The 560-nt window shown below is 40.7% G+C and carries 1 protein-coding gene; it reads right to left on the minus strand.

From position 1 onward, the window contains the following. Positions 1-85: 85 nt before the first annotated feature. A complete protein-coding gene (locus CN514_RS24820) occupies positions 86-466 on the minus strand; it encodes a transporter (RefSeq protein ID WP_098234835.1) in 381 nt (126 codons plus the stop codon). Positions 467-560: the final 94 nt, after the last annotated feature.

A 560-nucleotide genomic window follows, 5' to 3' on the forward strand; every position in this document is an offset into this window, starting at 1 on the left:
CTTGAGGAAGGAGACTTCTTGCCTGATTATGTTAAAAAAGCCTTGTGATCGTTAGTCACAAGGCTTTTTAAAGTTGCTATAGTTTTTAGAAACACGTAAACGATCTAATTCGATTTGTATCAATTCCAAAGAAAACCCATCTCCAGCCAATCCATCTCCAGCCTGCAACTGAATGTCTGCCCACGAAGGTTGGAAAATACCAAAATTGTTCTCCATTATTCAACCAAACATAAGTATTTCTAAAGCGACAACCAGCAATTGCACCTGGGTCTATTGCAAATGCTGTTGCTTGAGACATTGTTGGAGTGAATGAAGGTGGTGGTGCAGTCGGTTGACCTTGAGATTGACCTTGACCTCCACCACCCGGTTGTCCCGGAAATCCTGGGAATCCACCTGGTTGCCCTGGGAACCCGCCCGGTTGTCCTGGAAAGCCTGGAAATGTCCGATATTGAGGGAAAAAGTTCATTTTATCAACTCCTTTTTAGTTTAATCTTTATTAAAATATGAAAATAAATGTTTTTTGTTTGGGCTGATAGTTAAATATCCATATTAACTAGGGA

Origin of the sequence: Bacillus sp. AFS001701, assembly GCF_002559405.1 — a bacterium.
Taxonomy (GTDB): Bacteria; Bacillota; Bacilli; order Bacillales; family Bacillaceae_G; genus Gottfriedia.